14 protein-coding genes and 2 pseudogenes are annotated in these 14,729 nt (G+C 45.2%); 5 read left to right on the top strand and 11 right to left on the bottom strand.

The features are described from left to right. Nucleotides 1-7: 7 nt before the first annotated feature. Both RH061_RS04880 and RH061_RS04875 read left to right on the top strand, forming a co-directional pair. Nucleotides 8-376, top strand: coding sequence for a DUF948 domain-containing protein (locus RH061_RS04880; protein ID WP_311074356.1), 369 nt, complete (start codon nucleotides 8-10; stop codon nucleotides 374-376). Between the two features lie 215 nt (nucleotides 377-591). After that, a complete protein-coding gene (locus RH061_RS04875) occupies nucleotides 592-2,970 on the top strand; it encodes a M14 family zinc carboxypeptidase (protein ID WP_311074354.1) in 2,379 nt (792 codons plus the stop codon). Between the two features lie 38 nt (nucleotides 2,971-3,008). Here the strand turns inward: RH061_RS04875 and RH061_RS04870 are convergent, their stop codons facing one another. From RH061_RS04870 to RH061_RS04835, 8 genes are all read right to left on the bottom strand, one after another. Then, complete coding sequence (locus RH061_RS04870; protein WP_311074352.1) at nucleotides 3,009-3,437, bottom strand: hypothetical protein; 429 nt, start codon at nucleotides 3,435-3,437, stop codon at nucleotides 3,009-3,011. Nucleotides 3,438-3,782: 345 nt separating this feature from the next. Further along, nucleotides 3,783-4,973: a M14 family metallopeptidase gene (locus RH061_RS04865; RefSeq protein ID WP_311074350.1), complete on the bottom strand. Its 1,191-nt coding sequence runs from the start codon at nucleotides 4,971-4,973 to the stop codon at nucleotides 3,783-3,785. An 80-nt stretch (nucleotides 4,974-5,053) separates the two neighbouring features. Beyond that, nucleotides 5,054-5,629 (bottom strand): TetR/AcrR family transcriptional regulator, encoded by a 576-nt coding sequence (locus RH061_RS04860; RefSeq protein ID WP_311074348.1) that lies wholly within the window; start codon nucleotides 5,627-5,629, stop codon nucleotides 5,054-5,056. Between the two features lie 14 nt (nucleotides 5,630-5,643). After that, on the bottom strand, nucleotides 5,644-6,351 hold the full coding sequence (locus RH061_RS04855; RefSeq protein WP_311074347.1) for an MBL fold metallo-hydrolase: 708 nt from the start codon (nucleotides 6,349-6,351) through the stop codon (nucleotides 5,644-5,646). Between the two features lie 343 nt (nucleotides 6,352-6,694). Continuing rightward, entirely contained in the window at nucleotides 6,695-6,865 is a 171-nt protein-coding gene (locus tag RH061_RS04850; protein WP_311074346.1) for a hypothetical protein, read from the bottom strand. Between the two features lie 4 nt (nucleotides 6,866-6,869). Next, nucleotides 6,870-7,592: an amino acid ABC transporter ATP-binding protein gene (locus tag RH061_RS04845; protein WP_311074345.1), complete on the bottom strand. Its 723-nt coding sequence runs from the start codon at nucleotides 7,590-7,592 to the stop codon at nucleotides 6,870-6,872. Further along, nucleotides 7,589-8,245 (bottom strand): amino acid ABC transporter permease, encoded by a 657-nt coding sequence (locus RH061_RS04840; protein WP_311074344.1) that lies wholly within the window; start codon nucleotides 8,243-8,245, stop codon nucleotides 7,589-7,591. The genes RH061_RS04845 and RH061_RS04840 overlap by 4 nt, the downstream gene beginning before the upstream one ends. A gap of 117 nt (nucleotides 8,246-8,362) precedes the next feature. After that, nucleotides 8,363-9,181 (bottom strand): basic amino acid ABC transporter substrate-binding protein, encoded by an 819-nt coding sequence (locus tag RH061_RS04835; RefSeq protein WP_311074343.1) that lies wholly within the window; start codon nucleotides 9,179-9,181, stop codon nucleotides 8,363-8,365. Nucleotides 9,182-9,354: 173 nt separating this feature from the next. Between RH061_RS04835 and RH061_RS04830 the strand changes: the two genes are divergently transcribed. The 3 genes from RH061_RS04830 to RH061_RS04820 all read left to right on the top strand — a co-directional run bounded on the left by RH061_RS04830 (nucleotide 9,355) and on the right by RH061_RS04820 (nucleotide 12,004). Next, complete coding sequence (locus tag RH061_RS04830) at nucleotides 9,355-9,729, top strand: VOC family protein (protein ID WP_311074341.1); 375 nt, start codon at nucleotides 9,355-9,357, stop codon at nucleotides 9,727-9,729. A 99-nt stretch (nucleotides 9,730-9,828) separates the two neighbouring features. Beyond that, nucleotides 9,829-11,043, top strand: a complete 1,215-nt coding sequence (locus tag RH061_RS04825) for an MFS transporter (protein WP_311074340.1) — start codon at nucleotides 9,829-9,831, stop codon at nucleotides 11,041-11,043. Nucleotides 11,044-11,224: 181 nt separating this feature from the next. After that, on the top strand, nucleotides 11,225-12,004 hold the full coding sequence (locus RH061_RS04820) for a formate/nitrite transporter family protein (RefSeq protein ID WP_311074339.1): 780 nt from the start codon (nucleotides 11,225-11,227) through the stop codon (nucleotides 12,002-12,004). A gap of 59 nt (nucleotides 12,005-12,063) precedes the next feature. Here the strand turns inward: RH061_RS04820 and RH061_RS04815 are convergent, their stop codons facing one another. The 3 genes and pseudogenes from RH061_RS04815 to RH061_RS23125 form a co-directional block, all read right to left on the bottom strand. Beyond that, nucleotides 12,064-13,068: an ABC transporter permease gene (locus RH061_RS04815; RefSeq protein ID WP_311074338.1), complete on the bottom strand. Its 1,005-nt coding sequence runs from the start codon at nucleotides 13,066-13,068 to the stop codon at nucleotides 12,064-12,066. A gap of 1 nt (nucleotide 13,069) precedes the next feature. Continuing rightward, nucleotides 13,070-13,744: pseudogene (locus RH061_RS23130) on the bottom strand (ATP-binding cassette domain-containing protein); the annotation flags it as partial. A gap of 318 nt (nucleotides 13,745-14,062) precedes the next feature. Beyond that, nucleotides 14,063-14,554: pseudogene (locus tag RH061_RS23125) on the bottom strand (ATP-binding cassette domain-containing protein); the annotation flags it as partial. Nucleotides 14,555-14,729: the final 175 nt, after the last annotated feature.

The raw sequence follows: 14,729 nt of genomic DNA, 5'->3' as shown, positions 1-14,729 counted from the left end.
TCACTTTATGATCATTGTTTATTTAAGCATCGCTGTCATCGTGGCTGCCCTCGGTTATCTTGGATACGTTGCATATAAAACATTTAAAGACGCCAAGCCGACGATCGATAGTCTTCAGGAGACAGCAACACGTGTTCAAAATAAGACAAATGCAATCAAAGAAGAAACAGATTCACTAAAGTTTAAACAGCAGAAGCTGATGACTGATTTCGAAAAGAAAAAGAAAGCTGTCAATACTGTTGTTTTTTCAGTAAAACAGACACCTGTAGAATTCAAGAACGCACTGGTCACAAAACCAGTTGCAGAACTTGAACAAAAGTACAAGGCAAGACAGTGGAACCGCAAGCGTCGCAACCGAACGATGCAGCCACAATAAAACAGGGCAACCAGCCCTGTTTTTTATTTTGCTTATGCCTGGTGACTTTCTACCTAGATGATCATTCTGATTAATTTCCCAACCAGTCATTTATCAAGAAACATCAACACTTATGCTGCCTAAACGGATAAATAGGAATATCGTACGATTTACGAAATAATATTTAGTAACTATTATGTATAAATATACAAATATTATTTCGGAGGAATACATAAATGAAGCATAAAAAAATTATTTCTGGTGTAGTGGCTGCAAGCTTGCTGGCATCCTCACCTTGGACTCCCGCACTCGCTGAATCATTAAAGTGGAATTATGTAAATGCATACGAAGAAAAGGACGGGAGCTTGTTCAACAGCGAAAACTATGATTTCATGAAGTTCTCGGAAATCGGCGACAAGCTTTCGCAAATTGAAAAGCAGTCCAATCGTGTGAAGGTAGAAGTAAAAGGAAAATCGTCAACTGGCCAGCCCCTTTATGTCGTTACGATTGCCGCCCCTGACTCTAAAGGTAAGTTTGGCAAGATCCAGGCTTTGAGAAAACAAATGTTCAAAAATCCTGGAAAAGCACAGGAATGGATCGAGAACAATCCTGACTTCAAGGTGCCTATCATGATCAATGGCTCCATTCATGGCACGGAGTTTATCGGAAGCGACGCGGTCATGCAGCTGATTGAACGTTTTGCTCTTGAGAATGATGACACAACAAAGGAAATCCTCGAAAATAACATCCTGATTTTCAATGTTGTCCAAAATCCTGATGGCCGCATTGATGCTACGCGTTTCAACGGAGAAGGGATCGATTTGAACCGTGACTTCATCACCCAGTCACAACCGGAAACCCAGGAAACTGTCGCTCTCATCAAGGAATGGAATCCGATGGTCTTCCTTGATACTCATGGCTATGTAAAAGGTTACGCTCCGAACAAGCAGGGTCTTATTGAGCCTTGTACGGTACCGCATAACCCTAATTACGAATATGATTTGTATGAAAAATGGGCAATGGACCAGGCAGAAGCAATGGAAAATGAAATCATGTCCGATAAGGAAAGCTTTACCGGCAGCCTCTATCAGTCGATGGTTGGCACCTATATTCCTCAGCGCGATGATGCGGAAGGCTGGGATGATTATCCGCCAATCTTCACTCCAATGTATGCTATGTACCATGGAGCATATGGCCATACACTTGAAGCGCCAACCAATGATGAAGACGGGGTTCGCTGGATGTATGACGCCATAATGGGTGCACTGAAAAATGCAACCGAGAACAAGCAGGAAATGATCAAGGATCAAATCGAGATGTTCAAGCGCGGCATCAATTTTGATCATCCTTTCCATGATGAAGGCTTTTTCCCGACTGCCTATGTGCTGCCTGTTGATTCCGAAGATCCAACCGTGACACATAAGGCAATCAATCATCTGCAGAAAAATGACATCGAAGTCGTCCAGGCTTCGAAAGCATTTACAGCAGACGGAAAGTCTTACCCTAAAGGCACATATATCGTAAAAATGGATCAGGCAAAAGCCGGTCTTGCCAATACGATGCTCTGGGATGGCGAGGACATCACTGAAGATGTTGATGCCATGTATGACATCTCGGCGTGGAGCCTGCCGGAACTCTGGGGCTTCGAGGCAATTGCGGTCCAAAGCGAGTTTGATGTATCAGCGACTCTAGTGAACCAGGTCCAGGAGCAGGGTTCTGTCAGCGGTAAAGGGCCATTTTTGATCCCGAACAGCTCCGTCAAAGCTGTTAACCTTGTGAATACTCTTCTTCAGCAAGGCGTTTCTGTAAAACGCGATTCAGAAGGCAATTTTTATACAGAAGCAGCAGCGAATGCCATTTCTTCAGCAGTAAAAGAATCTGGACTGCACATTGAGTCAGCTAAAGTTCCTGCTGAAGCGGTTGAGGTTGGGGATTTGAAGGTCGCAATCTTGAAGGATGGCGGCATGAATAAGGCTCAATCTCATTCAGGAACCAAACTGGCGCTGAAACGACTGGGATTCAACGTGACGGAAGTGACTCCTTCTGAAGTTGCAGAACAAGGTCTTTCCAGCTTTGACGTGTTTGTTTACAGCGGAACGGAAGGCCTGATTGCCAAAACCCAGACCCGCGCAGGCAATAAAGAGTTCGGGTTCGCGACTCCTGATCAGTTTGACACCTTCAAAGCTAATGTAGAAGAATTTTTAAATAATGGCGGAAAATATATCGCAGTCGGTGCTGGTGCATCCAATGCAACAAAGACATTAGGTCTTACAGATAACACGGTTGTGGTTGGAGACTACAACAGCAACGGCATCGCAAAGGTTGATTACAGCGGTGAAGGTGTGACGGGAGGATATGGCGAGGACGACCTTGGCTTTGTATACCGCCCTGTCTGGTATGAAAACACCGATAATGATGAGGTATCTGCAACATTTGATGACAACGCCGACTTCTTTGTAGCCGGCCACTGGAAAAACAATGGTGATGCACAGGGCAAAGCAGTCATCGTGAAAGAGCAGGATAAGGATGTTACGTTGATTGGCCTTGAAGCTGGTTTCCGTGACCATACAGATTATCTGTTCCGCCTTCTTTCCAACAGCATTTTTGAAAAATAAGTAAGATAAAAGCATCGGGCCCTTGTCCGATGCTTTTGTTAGTTATGAGAATAGTATTTTTCCAGCAGCAGATAATCCCGCGTCTTTTGAACCTCGATATGATTAACACGGGCGAATTCTTCAAGCTCCCGGATGAGCTGTTCACTGGAAAAATAGGCAACTCCGAAATTGAAGCCTCCTCTTACCTTCACCACTGCATTCTTCGTCGACCACCCAATCCGGCCAAACTTAATTTTTTTGATATTCTCAGATGTAAGTATTTTTCGGTAGATTGTAATCCTAAAGAATTTAATTTTATATTCAAGGTGATCGGAAGTAATCGTTAATTGGATTTGATGTAAAGTAATGACCATCAAGGCAAGAAGTATTGAAATCCGGATCGTATAGCTTAAACTTGGCAGGATAAGTACGCTCATGGCTATAATCACATGAAAAATATCTTTAGACCCTTTTCCTGAATAAGTCAACTAACCTCCTCCTCTCATACTCTTTCGATTTTACCATATAAATACAATTTAAAAGACCACCTTTTTAGGTGATCTGCTTTTTAAGGATGGTAGTTTTCATGTAGGTATGACTGACAGAAGCGTAGGTTTTCCGCCTATTGTAAAAAGAGGACGGTTATGAAGCAGGAATAAGTGGAGTTATTCCGGTTAACTGTAATAACTACCGGAAAATCCAAGGATTTTATCTAAATAAACGGAAAAACGACCCTTATTTATGAAAAAATATGGGCCATTTTCAATTTAAGCGGAATTTTTCCGTTTATTTTTCAAACCCAGCGAAATCGACATTGAGTAAAAACAGAGAGCCTATAGATAAAGTCCTGCAAGGAAGATTCCCAGGGCCTCTTCGTAAATCTCATCGAATTGGGACAGCGGCAGCGGGTTTATGCCGAAGCCAAGCTCGACGGTGAAACCTGGCCGGCGCCAATCCTGGATGAACCAGTCTTTATAGCCGGCATAGCTCTCAATCGTTTTGACCGGCTGGTAACCGCTCACCCGGGCAAATTCATTGACCATTGCTTCTGATTCAGGCGGCTCAAGATTTTCAAAGCCCCAGTAAATGACTTCTCCCTGAGTATGGAAAGCGAGAACCCGGGCAAAATCGCGTCTTCTCGTCATTTCTGCCATCGCAATCGCTTCCGGCTCGGATAATGGATTTGGCCCAACATAATCCCTTGGGCCCGGCTGGCTTGGGTTGCGTTCTTTTTCAAGCTCCCATTTTGCCGGGAATTGGTCGTTCAGGTCCACGCCTCTGATATTCGCCTTCCAACCGGTGAAATCGAGGCTTCCTCTATTCAATTCTACTACTCTTTCATTCCATGGCTCTGCTTCAGGCGGCCCATTGAGCACGAGATCGACTCCATCAGGATTGACCATCGGCACAATCGATAAAGTCGTCTGCCCATAGTAGTTCTGCATGGACAAGCCGCGTATGGAGGTCTGATTCGTCAATGCCAGGAGGTAGTCGTTCATGAATGTCATGATAATGGGAGTGGTGATCCATTCATTCGCATGGAAAGACCCATTGTAATGGACCCGCTTATTGCCATTCCCAATCAGTGTTTCTGGTATGCTCTTACCTAAAACAGAATTGCCAATCGAAGGCACCCTCATGAACGGATAAACATTTTCCAATCTTCTCAAATCACTCATCAATGAGGCATAATCATAATTCTTCTTCCCCTGGACAATCCGCCAGGTTATTCTCAGCGGGACCTTGACCATCTGTCCGACGTACATCCCGTTTGGATTTATATTGCGGTTCGCCAGCAGAAGGGCATCCACTTGCAGATTCCTGCTTTGGGCAATTTTCCAAAGAGTATCACCTGCACGGATTCGATAATCCACAGCCGCAAAACCGGGAATCCTCACCGTCTGCCCCACATCCAGTTCATTTGGGTCAATATCACGGTTGGAATCTATGATCAACTGGAGAGGGATGTTGAAAATATTGCTGAAATACCAAAAGGAATCTCCTCTTCTCACATATATATCCATAGTGCGCCTCCTGTTCTTCCAAAGTTGCATCTATACATATGTATATGAGTACCTTTTGAATCTATTTCAGAAGATGAAAATTAGCTGGATTTTTTCAAGCCTCGAATAAGAGCTGTGACTGCAAGCTTGTAACTCTCATCCAAGTCAAACGGCATCCCGAAACCACCTTTATGCTCCAGCGATGCAAACCCATGCATGAGGCTTCTTAGGCCGCGGACAGCATGGATTGCATCCTCTTCTGAAAGTTTAAAAGGTCCGATAGCAGATACGACAAGTTCAACGATTTTTTTGCCGGCGGCATGAACTTGCTCATCTGCGGGATCTGGTGCTGATAATGCGAACTCGTACAGTCCCGGATTTGTTCTTGCGAAGGATAAATACGCCCGGCTTAATGCCAAAACTGCTTCGTCACCGTGTGCTTTGCCCTCCGCTTCTTCTGCCAGGCTAATGTAAAGTTTTTGTAGTGAAAAAATGGCCATTTCCCTTTTGATTCCCGGCAGGCCGTCAAAGTGGTTGTATAATGAAGGAGGTTTAATATTGAGCTTCTTGGCCAGCATTGCCAAAGTGATATATTCACTTCCATGCTCATTCGCCAGCTCAGCTGCTGCAATCATGATCGTATTTTTATCAAGCGCCACTTTTGGTCTTGGTGACATGTTTACGCACTCCTTTATTTTGTAAAAGCTGCTTCTGCTTTTTGAATGGCTTTTTCGATATGTGCTACAGGATTCTGCAACAGTTCCCCGTGCCCTACAGCCAGCAGGCTTGGTTCAAGCCCATGGATTTTCCGAGCGCTCTGAAGGGCTGTGTCTTTATGCCAGGTCGCCATTGCCGGAAAAGGAAACCATGGGATTGTTACCCCAGAGACAGCAGTTCCTCCCCTGGTCTGGAAGGCGTCACCAGCTATCAGCAAATTTGTTCTCTTGTCAAGGAATGACATCGATCCCGGGGTGTGCCCCGGAGTTGTGATTGCCAGCAAAGAACCGATTTCATCCCCTTCCTTCAAGAGAATATCGGGTCTTGTTTTGATGTTTTTGGGTATGCCGCCTCGAATTGGTGTCTGGGGTTCATTCGAATCAAGAGAGGTATCACCAGCTAAAAGACGGGAATCGCGAACAGAAATATAAACTGGAACATCAAGTTTCGCTTTCAGTTCATCAAGCGCACCTATATGGTCGCCATGAGCATGAGTCAAAACAATCCGCTTGATTCCTTTTCCGATTTTTTCAGCTGCCTGCAGGATTGCCTTCGCGCTATTCGGAAGCGCCGCATCAATTAAAGTCAGCCCATCCTCCTCTTCGATAAAATAACAATTCACAGGAAAAAGCCTTGGCATGAACGTCAGCTGATATAAATACCCCTCTTTGATCACTCTCATTTTAGTGAACCTCCTATTAAAACTAATATCGTTAGTTTTATTTTAACTAACACCATTAGTTTTAGCAAGCAGTAATTGGATAAATTATGAAAAACGGGCGAAAAGTTGGCCAGTTTCTCCGATTATCTCAGGATAATACTGGGAATCAGACTGCTTTGGTTTGCTATTTTGGGTGTGATGGGCAGCGACTTTCCAGTTTTCCGATGATCATTTCTGGATTGGCGAAGTGTATTTACGGTTGGAATCAATATATTTCCGGTGGTACAACTTTTATTTACGGTTGCATATCTTTTATTTACGGTTACACAATTTTTATTTACCGTTGCACAACTCTAATTTATGGTTATACAACTTTATCTCCAGTTGCGTCAGATTTATCTCCAGTTGCCCAGCTTTTATCTCCAGTTGCGACAGATTTATCTCCAGTCGCATAACTTTTATCTCCGGTTACACCCGTTTTATTTACGATTGACCAAAAAAAGAAGCACCGACTCCAAAATCGGGCTTCCTTCATCAAACTATAACACCTTGCTCAAAAATGCTTTCGTCCGCTCATGCTGCGGATTTTCGAAAATGTCACCTGGCTTGTTTTCTTCCACGATCAATCCTCCGTCCATGAAAATGACGCGGTCACCGACTTCGCGGGCAAAGCCCATTTCATGAGTGACGACTACCATCGTCATCCCTTCGCGGGCAAGCTGTTTGATTACCTCTAAAACCTCGCCGACCATTTCCGGATCGAGGGCTGAGGTTGGTTCATCGAACAGCATGATTTTAGGCTCCATCGCAAGGGCGCGGGCGATGGCTACCCGCTGCTTTTGGCCGCCGGAAAGGGAGTCTGGGTAGGCTTCTGCTTTGTCTTCGAGTCCTACCTTTTTCAGCAGCTCCATTCCTTTCTCCCTTGCCTGCTGTTCGGAAACACCTCGTACCTTCAGCGGCGCCAGCATGATGTTTTCAATCACTCTCTTATGCGGGAACAGGTTGAAGTGCTGGAAAACCATCCCTACCTCTTCTCGCACTTTGTTGATATCTGAACCCTTATCTGTGATGTCAATATCTTTGATCAGCACATGCCCGTCCGTAATCGTTTCGAGCAGGTTTATGCAGCGGAGAAAGGTGGATTTGCCGGAACCAGATGGACCGATCACTACTACAACCTCTTGTGACTGGACCTCAACATTTATTCCGTTCAACACCTTGTGGCTGCCAAATGATTTTTGCAGATTAGCGACTTTGATCATTCTGTTTTCAGCCTTCTTTCGAGGAGATTTAGTAAAAAGCTAAGGGACAGCGTAAGTATGAGGTAAATGACTGCCGCGGTGAGGTACGGCTCCCATACTCGGTAGTACTGTCCTGCCATTGCCCGGCCCCAGTACATGATTTCCGGAGTCGCGACGATCGCTGCAAGGGATGATTCCTTGATCAGTACAATGAACTCATTCCCCAGAGGCGGGATCATCCGTTTGAAGGCCTGCGGTAAAATCACATACCTCATCGCCTGCACATGGGTCATGCCCAGCGATCGGGCGGCTTCCATCTGGCCGCGATCAATCGACTGGATTCCGGCCCTGAAAATTTCAGCGATATATGCTGCAGCATTAAGGGACAGCGCGATAATCGTCGCGACAATCCCGTTCGTTTCCCCAATGAGCATCGGAACGACACCAAAATGAATCAGCAGGATTTGCACAAATAACGGGGTTCCCCGAAAGAAAGTGATATACCAGACAAATGGCCATGTCAGCAGTTTCCGCCGCTGGATCTTGCCGAGACCAATGAAAAGCCCGAGGATTGTCCCGATTAAAATCCCGGCCAATGACAGCCCGATTGTCAGCAGCGTCCCTTTAATTAAATAGGGAGTATATTCCACGATAATATCAAAACGAAAATCCATAGCTTGCCCTCCAAAGCCCCGAGGCCTGGGACCATATTTTGATGAAGTTTACAAAAAAATGCGTAACGCTATTTTTCAAGAGTTACGCATCATCGAAGATTCATAGTTTATCAGCGGTTATTCTGATGCTTCTTGTTCAGCTTTCAGCATTTCCAGGTTAGGCTCCTGCCCGAACCATTCTTGATAGATTTTTTCATATGTGCCATTCTCGACGATTTTCTTGATTGCTTTATCAAAGTCCGCTTTCAAATCTGTGCCTTTAGGGAAAAGGATTCCATAGTATTCCGCGTCGAAGCTGCTGCTATCTTCAATGACCTTCAGTTTTTCATTCGGATTGTTCTTGGCATACACTTCGACCACGCCATTATCAGCAACGACTGCATCTGCCCCTCCAGACAGCATTTCCATGATTGCCAGGTTGTTGTTATCGAATTTCTTGATATCCTTGTTGTTCTTGCCGAGAAGATTATCCATTGCTTCCTGCCCGGTTGTTCCGTTTTGGACAGCCACTACCTTACCTTTTAGATCAGCCGCACTTTTGATGTCGCTATCTTCGCGGACAAGAATTTTATTGGTGGACAAGAAATACGGCAGCGAAAAGTCATAAGTCTGCTTCCTCTCATCATTGATGGAAATCGAGGATACAGCCATGTCAGCCCGCTTACTTTTGATTTCCACAAAAATCGGATCCCAGCCGACATTCTCGAATTTCAATTCATACCCTGCTTCTTTCGCGGCTGCCTTCAGGAAATCGATATCGAAACCAACAATTTTGTCGCCTTCCATGTACTCAAATGGTGCATATGCTGCGTCCGTGACGACTCTTAATTCCTTCTTTTCAGCTTCGGATCCCCCTCCGCTTGAGCTTGTACCGCATGCCGAAATTACAAGCGCCATGATTGCCATCATCACAATAGCAAGAAATCTTTTTTTCATTTTTGATAGCCCCCTCTTTTAAAAACGTACAAAACTTTACTAATTTATATGTAATCAGGAGGGCCTGTATTACTTTTTACAATGATAAGAAAAACTTATATTTATAGATTCATACCTTGTCATTTCCTTATCTTTCCTTTTAGATTAAAATTTTATTAGGGAGGGATTGAATAATGACATTCAAATTCAAAGCGATCGATCATGTCCAGCTAGCAGCACCTAAGGGCTCAGAAGATCAGGCAAGGAAATTTTTCATAGAAATATTGGGCTTTGAAGAGATTGAAAAGCCAGAAGAGTTGAAAAAACGTGGCGGGGCATGGTTTCAATTCGGGAATTGCCAAATCCATGTTGGCATTGAGGAACCTTTTGTCCCTGCACGCAAAGCACATCCAGCTTTTGAAATGGAGAATATCGAAGGATTGAAACAGCATTTATCCTCTTCAGGGGTCAATTTTATTGAAGATGATAAGCTTCCAGGTGCGAACAGGATTTATGTTCACGACCCATTTGGCAATAGAATAGAACTGCTTGAATGGATAACTGGTTAAAATAGTCCCTGCTTGCTCGATTGGTTTTCAATCGGGCAAAAATTTGATATAATATTTAGAAAAGCGAAATATTCGTTCTGAGAAAGAAGTGTTGATGGAATGACCCAGCAGCAAAAGGCGAAACGCAACTTGATGATCATGTGGTTCGCGAATTTCTTCATCGCCGGCAGCATGACAATGGTCATGCCATTTCTCTCATTGTACATCGAAACTTTTGGTGATTTTTCAGAAAAGTATGTCCAGAACTGGTCAGGGATTACGTTCAGTATTACCTTCGTAACTGCCTTTTTATTCTCTCCTGTAATCGGAAGATTGGGTGACCGCTTTGGACGCAAGAGAATCTTGATCTTCATGGGGATCGGGATGGGAATAGCCGTCTTTTTGCTTGGATTTGCAACTTCGGTTTGGGAGTTATTCTTACTGAGAATGTTCATGGGATTATTCTCAGGCTTCATACCTGTATCCCAGGCACTTATTTCAACGCAGACATCGAAGGAAGAAGCAGGAAAAGTGTTGGGGACACTGCAGACAGGAAGCATTACAGGCTCGTTGCTTGGCCCAATGCTCGGCGGCGTTCTTGCCGACTCCTTGGGTTATGCGACAACCTTCCAATCAACCTCTGCCTTCATCGTCCTTTCTGGTCTGCTCGTATTCTTTGTCATGGAGTACAGAGTCGACATCAAAAAAGGAACAAAGACAAATTACAGCCGCAAAGAAGTTCTTCAGCATATTTTTAAAAATCCAATCATGCTGAATGTCCTGCTCATGTCGATGCTTGTGCAGATTGCCCATTTCAGTATCCAGCCAATCCTTTCACTATATGTAGGCGAACTGCATGGCCCGGAAAACCTGGCATTCTTTTCTGGAATCGCCTTTTCGGCTGCAGGGCTAGGCAATTTGTTAATGGCAAGAAAGTGGGGACAAATTGCCGACCGGGTTGGCTATATCAAAATCCTGGTCGTGCTCCTGTTTTTATCAGCGATCATCTATCTGCCAGGGGGTTTCGTCGGCAACATCTGGCAGCTCGTCCTGATCCGGTTCCTGCTTGGAATCACCATTGGCGGTATCATCCCGGTCAGGGTGGCCTATATCAGGCAGGAAGCACCGGTGGCCATGCAGGGAGAGGTACTTGGCTACAACACAAGTCTCCGTTTCTTTGGAAATATCATCGGGCCAGTACTTGGTGGATTCCTTGCAGGCTACTTCGGCTTCACCTCGGTATTCGTCCTGACAAGCGGACTTCTGCTCGTAAGCGGCATTGTCCTGTTTGCCTCGATGCAGCGCAATCCCCAATTTATCAGGGATACATTTTAAGCATGCCTCCAAAGACTGGATCTTCGCGGATTCAGTCTTTTTTCATTTGCCATGATTTCTTGCTTCACAGGCCGTTTGCATTCAGTTGGAATATTACTGTTTTTTACTCGCAGTCTGGGGAATCATTTACATATGCATGAAATTAAAAATTCATATCAAGAGGAAAATCGGGTGATTTCATATGGAAGTACAAGCTTTACAGGAAGTTGAGAAGCTGGCCTTAAAAAAGAACAAGATATTCAAGCAAAGCAAGACACGCTATTTAGCCAGGGCTGCCCTGGCTTCGATGTTCATTGGCTTTGGGGTGATCGTTGCGTTCAAGACGGGGAATCCTTTTTATGTGGAACACTCTCCCTTTGCCTACCCAATAGCTGCCATTACCTTCGGTGCCGCAATTATCCTGATTGCCTATGGTGGTGGGGACCTGTTCACTGGCAACACCTTTTACTACACGTTTGCAGCTCTTAGGAAAAAAATGGCCTGGGTGCAGGTGGCCAGGATGTGGGTTTACAGCTATATCGGCAATATCATTGGCGCAGCTGCGTTTGCTTTTTTGATTTACACAACAGGATTGTTTGATGACCATTCCGTAAATGGATTCTTGTTAAGTGTTGCTGAAAAAAAGACACTTGCACCAACTTCAGAACTTTTTTTCCGGGGGATTCTCTGTAACTGGCTCGTCTGTCTCGCGTTCTTCCTGCCGATGTCAATGAAGGGCGACGGAGCAAAGATGTTCGCAATGGTCTTCTTCGTTTACTGCTTCTTCATTTCGGGTTATGAGCACAGCATCGCCAATATGTGCACCTTCGCGATCAGCATGGTCCTCGATGACCCTCAATCTGTTACTTTTGCCGGAGTAATTCATAATCTGATTCCCGTGACGATCGGCAATCTCATTGGCGGAGGGATTATGATGGGCTGGATGTATTATTATGCCAACAAACCATTTTTTGAAGAATAAGAGTACTAAAAAAGGAAAGCCGGATTTAGGTCACAACCAAATCCGGCTTTTACTTCTCATCAATGTTTCTGCTTGTAGTAAGTAATTCCCAGTGCAAATGCCAGCACGGTCCCTTTCACGATATCCATCGCATAATACGGTACTGACATCATCACAAGCCCATTTTGCAAAATGCCGATCAGCACCGCTCCGACAAAGGTACCGAATGCGTTTGGCTTGCCTGCTCCCAGGACGGAAAAGCCAATGAAAGCAGCGGCGACCGAATCCATTAAATAAGGTGAGCCTGCATTGATTTCCGCCGTCATGACGCGGGAAGCCAACACAATTCCGCCAATCGCTGCGAATAAAGCGGAAAGCAGATACGCTGCTGTTTTATAGCGGTTGACCGGTATACCAGAAAGCCTGGCCGCCTCTTTATTTCCGCCAATCACATACATATAGCGGCCGTGTTTTGTATATGTCAGGAATACATGGACAATAATGACGGCGATGGCCATGATCAAGATGATCCACGGAACCTGCCCTATTTTAGCGAAGAACGGACTGATTGCTCCTGTAGAAAAACTTCCATCAGGCAGGATCATATTTTCCGAAACCGTCGCGCCCTTCGTATAAGTCAGCGCTGTTCCCTGGATGATGAACATCATTGCCAGTGTCATCAGCATATCCGGGATCTTCAGCTTGACGATCATCAATGAATTGAGCGCTCCTACAATCAAGGCAGCCGCAATCGCTGATAGTACCGCAAGTAGGGTGTTCTGCGAGAACCAGACAAACATCGAAATGACAATGGCATTCGATAGGGATGCCACAGAGCCGACAGATAAATCAAAACCATCAACCGTCAAGGAAATGGTGATGCCAATCGCGATGATTGTCACGATGGAAATGGATCTTAAGATATTGATGACGTTATCGCCATTGATAAAAGCAGGATTGGCTGCCGCAAAGACTGCGACCAGGACAAAGATCGTCAAAATCGTCCCATACTTATATAAGAACTGGAACAGTTCGAATGTCTTTTTCGGTGCTGGTTCTTGCTGAAATGGGAGTTTCGCTTCCATCCTATCTTCCTCCTGTTGAATAAAATAAAAGTTCTTCTTCTGTTGTAGCGGCCGTTTCGAGCTCCTTCACAGGCTCACCGTCATAGAGCACGTAAACCCGATCCGTAATGCCAACAATTTCTGACAGCTCGGAGGATGCATAAATGACACCCTTTCCTTGAGCTGCAAGCTGGGCAATCAACTCAAAAATATCACGTTTAGCGCCTACATCCACGCCTTTTGTTGGCTCATCAAAGATATACACATCCGCATCGGCGATCAGCCATCTGCCAATCGCCACCTTCTGCTGGTTCCCTCCTGAAAGATTCTCGACCCTGGCATGTTCCGACGATGTCTTGATGCCGAGAGCCTTTATGTACTCCTGTGCTGTTTTCTTTTCAGCACGCCGGTCGATAAAGCTTAAAAAACTGGAGAATCTCTTGAGGTTGACCGCTGTTAGATTGGAGGTGACAGATTCTGCGACAAGCACTCCTTCCTTGCGCCGCTCTTCTGGCACAAGGGCCAAACCGCTTTTTACAGCTGCATGAGGACTGGTCAGCTTAAGGGTTTCTCCTTTTAACTTAACGGTTCCGCTCTTTGCCGGTGCAGCACCAAACAAGACCTTGCACAGCTCGGTTTTTCCCGCTCCAACGAGGCCGGCCAGTCCGACAATCTCCCCGGCTTTTACATGAATGGAGGTATTTTTCACCTTGTCTCCATCTGTTAAATCTTCGACTTCCAGTAGGGTGTCTCCGAACATGCTGACCCTTGCCGGGAATTGGTCTTCCAGCTTCCTGCCAAGCATGTATTCAATCACCTGTTGGCTGTCGGTTTCAGGAATAGCCTTTTTCACGACCAGTTCGCCATTACGCATGATCGTAAGCTCATCACACAACTCAAATATCTCAGGCATTCGATGGGAGATGAAAATGATGCCTACATTCCTTTCCGCCAATTCCCGGGTGATCCGGAACAGTTCAGATGTTTCGGTATGGCTGAGAGGAGCAGTTGGTTCATCGAGGATGAGGAATGAGCAATTGCTTGAAGTCGCCCTCGCGATCAGGACAAGCTGCTTCTCGGCAAGCGTCAGCTCCCCGGCAAGTTTTTTCACAGGAATGTTAAGGTTCATGCTAAAAAGAATCTCCTCTGCCTGTTTGAAAAGCTGCTTCCAATTCACCCAGTGTTTGTTTTCTTTTGCCTGCACTGTTTGATTCAGCATGATATTTTCAGCAACAGTCAGCGATGGAATGATGGCTGTATCAACCTCCTGGTAAACCGTCTGGATTCCAAGTTTTTGCGCATCTGCAGGCGTCCGTATTTCCACACTCTCACCATTGAGCTGAATTTCCCCTGTATAGTGATCATGCGCCCCGGAAAGCACCTTCATCAATGTCGATTTGCCCGCGCCATTCGCGCCAATCAACGCATGGATCCTGCCCGTTTCTGTGCTGAAATCCACATCGTTCAGCGCACGCACTCCCGGAAACTCAATACTGATGTTTTTCATTTGAAGTTTCATCCCATTGCCTCCTCTCTATCATTCTGCAAAGCAGACACTCTCATAAGTTTGAGAGTGCCTGCTTTGTTTGAGTCTGAACTGGAAAAATTCGAGCAGAATTCCCAATTCGCTATAAAAATGAAATTTCCGCTATATAACCGGGAAAGTCGCCATATTATTGGTA

It is taken from the genome of Mesobacillus jeotgali (assembly GCF_031759225.1).
In the GTDB taxonomy this organism is placed as follows: Bacteria; Bacillota; Bacilli; order Bacillales; family Cytobacillaceae; genus Mesobacillus; species Mesobacillus jeotgali_B.
This window is presented reverse-complemented; position numbering and strand designations above follow the sequence as displayed.

What these genes read in the sequence shown, in the direction of transcription:
- RH061_RS04815 (WP_311074338.1), bottom strand. Translation starts at nt 13,068, where the DNA reads ATGGAAGCGAAACTCCCATTTCAGCAAGAACCAGCACCGAAAAAGACA.
- RH061_RS04880 (WP_311074356.1), top strand. Translation starts at nt 8, where the DNA reads ATGATCATTGTTTATTTAAGCATCGCTGTCATCGTGGCTGCCCTCGGT.
- RH061_RS04830 (WP_311074341.1), top strand. Translation starts at nt 9,355, where the DNA reads ATGACATTCAAATTCAAAGCGATCGATCATGTCCAGCTAGCAGCACCT.
- RH061_RS04820 (WP_311074339.1), top strand. Translation starts at nt 11,225, where the DNA reads ATGGAAGTACAAGCTTTACAGGAAGTTGAGAAGCTGGCCTTAAAAAAG.
- RH061_RS04860 (WP_311074348.1), bottom strand. Translation starts at nt 5,629, where the DNA reads ATGTCACCAAGACCAAAAGTGGCGCTTGATAAAAATACGATCATGATT.
- RH061_RS04865 (WP_311074350.1), bottom strand. Translation starts at nt 4,973, where the DNA reads ATGGATATATATGTGAGAAGAGGAGATTCCTTTTGGTATTTCAGCAAT.
- RH061_RS04840 (WP_311074344.1), bottom strand. Translation starts at nt 8,245, where the DNA reads ATGGATTTTCGTTTTGATATTATCGTGGAATATACTCCCTATTTAATT.
- RH061_RS04855 (WP_311074347.1), bottom strand. Translation starts at nt 6,351, where the DNA reads ATGAGAGTGATCAAAGAGGGGTATTTATATCAGCTGACGTTCATGCCA.
- RH061_RS04835 (WP_311074343.1), bottom strand. Translation starts at nt 9,181, where the DNA reads ATGAAAAAAAGATTTCTTGCTATTGTGATGATGGCAATCATGGCGCTT.
- RH061_RS04845 (WP_311074345.1), bottom strand. Translation starts at nt 7,592, where the DNA reads ATGATCAAAGTCGCTAATCTGCAAAAATCATTTGGCAGCCACAAGGTG.
- RH061_RS04825 (WP_311074340.1), top strand. Translation starts at nt 9,829, where the DNA reads ATGACCCAGCAGCAAAAGGCGAAACGCAACTTGATGATCATGTGGTTC.
- RH061_RS04850 (WP_311074346.1), bottom strand. Translation starts at nt 6,865, where the DNA reads ATGAAGGAAGCCCGATTTTGGAGTCGGTGCTTCTTTTTTTGGTCAATC.
- RH061_RS04875 (WP_311074354.1), top strand. Translation starts at nt 592, where the DNA reads ATGAAGCATAAAAAAATTATTTCTGGTGTAGTGGCTGCAAGCTTGCTG.